We start from the raw sequence: 6,736 nt of genomic DNA, 5'->3' as shown, positions 1-6,736 counted from the left end.
CGGCCGCGCGCCATCCGACATTGGTGGTAAATTTGGCACCGATCGTGACAGGCGCAGTGCAACTGGCGCCCGTTGGCATAGCGCATCATTGTTGACCTCTTACCGGGGCTTGTGTCATCGACGCCAATGGCACCATCGATGTATAAATTTTGTCATTGTATGCATTCCCACGCAGGAGCGTGGGAACGAGTAAAGAGTAAAAAGCGCTTTACCGATATCGGCCGCGGCGGGCGGCGTTGGCTTTGCCGGCCATGGCGATCAGGGTGTGGTTGGTGTGGGCATGACAAATCGCCACGGCCAGGGCATCGGCGGCATCGGCTTGGGGGGTAGCGCTGAGTTTCAACATGTGGGTGACCATATGCTGCACTTGCTTTTTATCCGCGCTACCTTTGCCGACGACTGCTTGCTTGATAAGCCTTGCTGCGTATTCTGATACCGGTAGATCGGCATTCACCGCCGCAACGATGGCACTGCCCCGTGCTTGGCCCAATTTAAGCGCCGAATCGGCATTACGGGCCATAAAGACTTGTTCGATGGCAAAGTTGTCCGGCTGAAATTGGGTGATCACTTCGCTCACCCCTGCGTAGATATGCTTCAAGCGACCAGGTAAGTCGTCGGTTTCTGTCCGAATACACCCGCTACCGAGGTATTCAAGATGCCGCCCCTGTTGGCGGATCACCCCATAACCGGTGATCCGCGAACCTGGGTCAATCCCCAGTATAATGGTCATTTAGCTTAAACTCGCTGCCACTTCATCCGAGATATCCCCGTTATGATAGACCTCTTGCACATCGTCAAGGTCTTCTAACGTATCGATAAGACGCAGTAACTTCGGTGCGGTATCTGCATCTAACTCGGCTTTGGTCGATGGCACCTGAGTCACTTCGGCGCGTTCCGCTTCAAACCCGGCTTTGTCGAGGGCATCTTTGACGGTACCAAAATCATTAGGGGTGGTGTAGACATCGATTGAGCCGTCGTCATAGGTGACCACGTCTTCTGCCCCGCCTTCGAGTGCCGCTTCCATGACGTCATCTTCTTCCAGGCCAGACGCATAGGTCACAACGCCTTTTTTATCAAATAGGAAACTGACCGAGCCGTCAGTGCCTAGGTTACCGCCAGATTTGGAAAATGCGTGACGAACACCTGACACGGTACGATTGCGGTTGTCGGTCATACATTCCACCATCACCGCGGTGCCCGCTGGGCCATACCCTTCGTAAATCACGGTTTCCATGTTGTCGTCGCCATCACCGCCAGCTCCGCGTGTGATCGCTCGGTTGATGGTGTCGCGTGTCATATTGTTAGATAGCGCTTTATCGACCGCCGCACGCAAGCGTGGATTGGTTTCTGCTTCGGGACCACCTTCTTTGGTGGCAACCACTAACTCTCGAATCAGTTTGGTGAAAATCTTACCGCGCTTCGCGTCTTGAGCGGCTTTACGGTGTTTAATATTCGACCACTTACTGTGACCTGCCATATCGATTCTCCGTTTTTTGCGCTCCCCTCACGTGAAAGGAGTAATCAGAAAAAACGCGCCTTGGCTTTTCAGTCTGAGGCGCGTTGATGAAATGACGTTAAGGTAACGTTATTCGCTTTGTTCGTTTTGCTCGGCTGCCACGGTAATGCTGAGCGCTAGCTCTTCAAGCGCGGCGTCATTGGCAATACTTGGCGCATCCGTCATCAAGCACGCTGCGGCTGTGGTTTTCGGGAACGCAATGACGTCACGAATGTTCTCAGTGCCAGACAGCAGCATCACCAAACGGTCCATACCAAATGCCAAACCTGCGTGTGGAGGGGTGCCGTATTTTAGCGCGTCGAGCAAGAAACCGAACTTCTTGCGCTGCTCTTGTTCATCAATACCTAGGGTCTCAAAGACGGCTGCTTGCATTTCTGGGTTATGAATACGCACCGAGCCACCGCCGACTTCATAGCCATTAATCACCATGTCGTAGGCATTGGAGTTCGCCGCGGCCGGATTGGCTTTTAACTGCTCTGGCGTGACGTCAGTTGGCGCTGTAAATGGGTGGTGCATGGCGTGCAGGTTACCTTCGTCATCTTCCTCAAACATCGGGAAGTCCACTACCCACAGCGGGGTCCAAGCTTGGGTGTCGGTCAGTTCAAGATCCAAGCCTAGCTTGACGCGCAATGCGCCCAGCGCTTCGGTGACTACCGATTTTTTGTCGGCGCCGAATAAGATAATGTCCCCGCTTTGCGCGTCAGTGCGTGACAGAATGCTCTCCACGACATCCGCGTTAAGGAACTTGGCGACGGGCGATTGAATACCGTCAAAGCCGGCGTCGCGATCGTTGACCTTCATCCATGCCAAGCCTTTGGCGCCGTAAATGCTAACAAAATGGGTGTACTCATCAATTTGTTTGCGAGATAAGCTGGCGCCACCTGGCACGCGGATGACTGCCACACGGCCTTTTTCATCGTTCGCTGGACCAGAGAAGACTTTAAATTCAACGTCTTTGACAATGTCGGCCACATCGACGATTTCAAGCGGGTTACGCAAGTCTGGCTTATCAGAGCCAAACCGACGCATCGCTTCTTCATATTTCATGATGGGGAAGGTACCCAAATCAACGTTGAGTAGCGACTGCCACATTTCGCGGATCATTTGCTCGGTCACGTCACGTACTTGTTCAGCGCTCATGAACGAGGTTTCGATATCGATTTGGGTAAATTCTGGTTGGCGATCCGCGCGCAAGTCTTCATCTCGGAAGCACTTCACGATTTGGTAATAGCGATCGAAGCCGGACATCATCAGTAGCTGTTTAAACAGCTGTGGCGATTGTGGCAAGGCATAAAAGCTGCCTTTGTGAACGCGGCTTGGCACCAAGTAATCGCGTGCACCTTCCGGGGTTGCTTTGGTCAGTACCGGGGTTTCGATATCTAAAAAGTCGTTCTCATCCAGGAAACGACGGACAAAGCTGGTGGCCTTGGCACGCAGTTTAATGCGATCGCTCATCTCTGGACGACGCAAGTCGAGGTAGCGGTACTTAAGACGCTGCTCTTCAGAGATAAACTGGTTAAAGTCAATCGGCATCGGTGCGCTGCGGTTGATAATCTCCAACCCTTTCGCCACCACTTCGACTTCGCCGGTGGCCATATCACGGTTGATTTGGCTGTCTGGACGTGCACGGACTTCACCACGAATGGCAACACAGAATTCGTTACGCAGTTTATTGGCATGTTCGTAAACATCACCCATATCAGGATCAATCACAACTTGCACCAGACCTTCACGGTCACGCATGTCGATAAAAATCAAGCCGCCCAAATCACGACGACGATTAACCCAACCACAAAGACTTACTTCTTGCCCGACATGGGCTTTATTCAGGTGACCACAATATTGGGTGCGCATAGACTATTCCTGATCTGTTCTGATAATTCTGCTTGCCCCCTTGGGCACAAGCCTGTCAATTCTGAGGGAAATTAGACAACAGTCTTTGTCGTACCTGACGGTACGCCCCCGCGACTGCCGTTACTGTCAAAGACCTGCCATTATAAAGGAAAAGCCCCGCTCTTGGTAAAGCGATCGCGTGTTTTTATTCTGTTTATCCTTCATATGGTTTTTTTTCCCGGTTGCGATTAGGCTACCACAACATGTATCGACCGATCATAACGACGCCATGTCTCTGATGCTACATCAACTGTTCGATCCGCCGTTGCGCCTTGGTTTGACCCAGTGGTCTCATCCCAGTTGGCAGCACCATTTTTATCCTCCAGGTACCCGTTCGGGTGAGCGTTTAGCCCGCTACGCAGAGGTATTCAATACGGTTGAGGGCAATACCACCTTTTACGCGTCGCCGTCGCCACAGACGGTGGCGAATTGGGCGGCCGCGACGTCAGACACTTTCCAATTTACTTTTAAGTTTCCCAAAACCATTACCCATCAATGCCAGTTGCGCCATGCGCAAGATTTAACGCGGGATTTTATTCATTTGATGGCGCCTCTCCATAATAAAATTGGCCAGTGGACCATTCAGCTGCCGGCCCGCTTTGGTCCTGAAGGCTTGCCGGATCTGGCCGCCTTTTTGCAAAGCTTACCGGCGGATATCTTTATCGGCGTGGAAGTACGGCACCCGGCTTTTTTTGCCAAAGGAGAGGCAGAGAAGGCGTTGAATCGACTATTGATCGCCCATCATGCCAACCGAGTGATCATGGACAGTCGTCCTGTGTTCGCGGCGAAACCGGACACGCCAGCGGTGATTGATGCACAAAAGAAAAAGCCGCGTGTCCCCGTGCATGCGATTGCCACCAGCGATGCGCCTATGGTGCGGTTTATTGGTCATCCTGAGCTGGCAAACAATAGCGCATTTTTTGAACCATGGATCCCACGTTTATCTCAATGGATAGCCGCGGGCAAAACGCCCTATTTAATGATTCATACCTCGGATAACGACCAGGCCCCGGCGCTCGCGGCACACTTGTATCAACGTCTTGATTTATCAACGCCACTGGCTTCAGTCACCCGCACCGCGCAAAGTCAGCAAGGGGCACTGTTTTAGTGTATCCAAGCAAGGTGCACGCTCACCGTGCAGACAGGCGCTGAAAAATTCACTACAATACGCCGCTTTTGCGATAGGGTTTGCTGGCGTCAGGTGCTCACACTGGCCAGCTGGGCTGATTTGTAGGGGCTTATATGGCTAATCAGGATAAAATTTTCGCGGCGCCGATTGAGAAGATGGGCGACTTTACCTTCGATGAGAATGTCGCCGAGGTGTTTCCAGATATGATCCAGCGCTCGGTGCCTGGATACAGCAATATTATCTCGGCGATTGGTATGTTAGCGAAACGCTTTGCGACACCAGATAGCCATGTTTATGATCTTGGCTGCTCGTTGGGCGCCGCCACCCTGTCGATGCGCCGCCATATTCCTCATGATAGCTGTACCATCATCGCGGTTGATAATTCACAAGCGATGGTGGAGCGTTGCCGTTTGCATGTGAATGCCTATCGCGGCGCTGCCGATGTTGAGGTGCGTGAGGCTGATATTCGCGATGTGACGATTACTAATGCCTCCATGGTGGTGCTTAATTTTACCCTACAATTTTTAAGCCCGGACGATCGCCAAGCGCTACTCACCCGCATCTATCAGGGATTAAAACCGGGCGGGATCCTGATTTTGTCGGAGAAGTATTGCTTTGAAGACGAAACCGCCAATGAACTGCTGATTGACTTGCACCATGACTTTAAACGCGCCAATGGCTACAGCGAGCTTGAGATCAGTCAAAAACGCAGTGCGCTAGAAAACGTGATGCGTCCAGATAGCATTGATACCCATAAAACGCGATTGAGCGAGATTGGTTTTAGCAGTGTCGCCATGTGGTTTCAATGTTTTAACTTTGGGTCGATGTTCGCGATTAAATAAGATAAGCGATGACATAAAGCGATGCGTCCCGTCATCCCGGTACGCTATTGATCTATTTACATCATTGATCCAGTTACACCATTAATCTATTTACACCATTGATCGCGTTACACCCTTGATCCAGTCAACCCTTTGATTCAGCGAAATACGCCATTAAGTACGAGTAATCTGATGTTTGATTTTTCCGATTTTTATCAACTGATCGCCAAAAACCGTCTCTCTCATTGGTTAGAAGTTCTGCCGGCGCAATTGGCGGAGTGGCAAACCCAGCCCCATGGCGATATGCCAAAGTGGATAAAAGTGCTGAATAAAATCCCGACCGATGCGCCCGAGCAGGTGGAGCTAAAAGATAGGGTGCAGATTGGCGATGCCACCAGCTTGCCTGCCGGTGAGCGTAAAAAGTTAGAAAATCTGCTCCGTAGCTTTCACCCATGGCGCAAAGGGCCTTATCAGGTTCACGGTATGGATATCGACACCGAGTGGCGTTCGGATTGGAAGTGGGATCGGGTGCTTCCCCATATCTCTCCGCTGAAAGGGCGCTATGTGCTCGATGTCGGTTGCGGCAATGGCTACCACATGTGGCGGATGTTGGGTGAAGGGGCGGCTCTGACCGTGGGTATTGATCCCTCTGAGCTCTTCTTAATGCAGTTCGACGCCATTCGTCGTTTAATGGGCAATGATCAACGCGCGCATCTGCTGCCCTTAGGAATCGAAAAACTCCCTGCCCTGCGTGCATTTGATACCGTGTTTAGCATGGGCGTGCTTTACCACCGTCGCTCGCCGCTCGATCATCTAATGCAACTCAAAGATCAGTTGGGGAAAGACGGTGAGCTGATACTGGAAACCTTGGTGATTGATGGCGATGAAAACGCTGTATTGGTGCCATCAGGCCGCTATGCACAAATGCGCAATGTCTACTTTTTCCCTTCGGCGCGTGCGCTCAAAGTGTGGTTGGAAAAAGTCGGATTTGTCGATGTCCGTATTGTCGATGAATGTGTTACCACCACCGATGAGCAGCGCAGCACAGCGTGGATGACCCATAACTCGTTGCCAGAGTATCTAAACCCAGATGACCCGACGCAAACCATCGAAGGGTATCCGGCGCCTAAACGCGCAATTTTAGTGGCGCGCAATCCTGATTAAATCGCGCCAGGCGGCGTGTGCTGTGGTTAATGTTACCTAGTGTAGTTAATTTGACCTAGAGCACACGCAATGCTGACGCTGATGTCGCGATCTGCGCCCTTTTATTGTTGTTCACTTTATGCACAAGGCGCGACTGCCTGTTTTCGGGCAATTTTTCACCGATAGCGTTGATATAATCAACGTTTAGTCAATTCTGACTAACATTTGACAGAA

General features: G+C 51.5%; 6 protein-coding genes. 3 read left to right on the top strand and 3 right to left on the bottom strand.

The window, feature by feature from the left end:
• Nucleotides 1–208 precede the first annotated feature (208 nt).
• The 3 genes from ruvC to aspS all read right to left on the bottom strand — a co-directional run bounded on the left by ruvC (nt 209) and on the right by aspS (nt 3,370).
• Entirely contained in the window at nt 209–730 is a 522-nt protein-coding gene (gene ruvC, locus HLG76_RS07770) for a crossover junction endodeoxyribonuclease RuvC (protein ID WP_021022886.1), read from the bottom strand.
• Nucleotides 731–1,477, bottom strand: coding sequence for a YebC/PmpR family DNA-binding transcriptional regulator (locus tag HLG76_RS07765; RefSeq protein ID WP_077460427.1), 747 nt, complete (start codon nt 1,475–1,477; stop codon nt 731–733).
• A 108-nt stretch (nt 1,478–1,585) separates the two neighbouring features.
• Complete coding sequence (aspS, locus tag HLG76_RS07760; protein ID WP_021022365.1) at nt 1,586–3,370, bottom strand: aspartate--tRNA ligase; 1,785 nt, start codon at nt 3,368–3,370, stop codon at nt 1,586–1,588.
• Between the two features lie 277 nt (nt 3,371–3,647).
• Between aspS and HLG76_RS07755 the strand changes: the two genes are divergently transcribed.
• The 3 genes from HLG76_RS07755 to cmoB all read left to right on the top strand — a co-directional run bounded on the left by HLG76_RS07755 (nt 3,648) and on the right by cmoB (nt 6,523).
• Entirely contained in the window at nt 3,648–4,517 is an 870-nt protein-coding gene (locus HLG76_RS07755; RefSeq protein ID WP_254877653.1) for a DUF72 domain-containing protein, read from the top strand.
• A 134-nt stretch (nt 4,518–4,651) separates the two neighbouring features.
• The gene (gene cmoA / locus HLG76_RS07750; protein WP_175993407.1) at nt 4,652–5,380 is read left to right on the top strand and encodes a carboxy-S-adenosyl-L-methionine synthase CmoA; all 729 of its coding nucleotides are present in this window, start codon (nt 4,652–4,654) and stop codon (nt 5,378–5,380) included.
• Between the two features lie 171 nt (nt 5,381–5,551).
• A complete protein-coding gene (gene cmoB, locus HLG76_RS07745; protein WP_077661269.1) occupies nt 5,552–6,523 on the top strand; it encodes a tRNA 5-methoxyuridine(34)/uridine 5-oxyacetic acid(34) synthase CmoB in 972 nt (323 codons plus the stop codon).
• The last annotated feature ends 213 nt before the right edge of the window (nt 6,524–6,736 follow it).

Source organism: Salinivibrio sp. EAGSL (assembly GCF_013366455.1).
In the GTDB taxonomy this organism is placed as follows: Bacteria; Pseudomonadota; Gammaproteobacteria; order Enterobacterales; family Vibrionaceae; genus Salinivibrio; species Salinivibrio costicola.
Note: the sequence above shows the minus strand (reverse complement) of the source record. Positions and strands in the feature narration are given on the sequence as shown.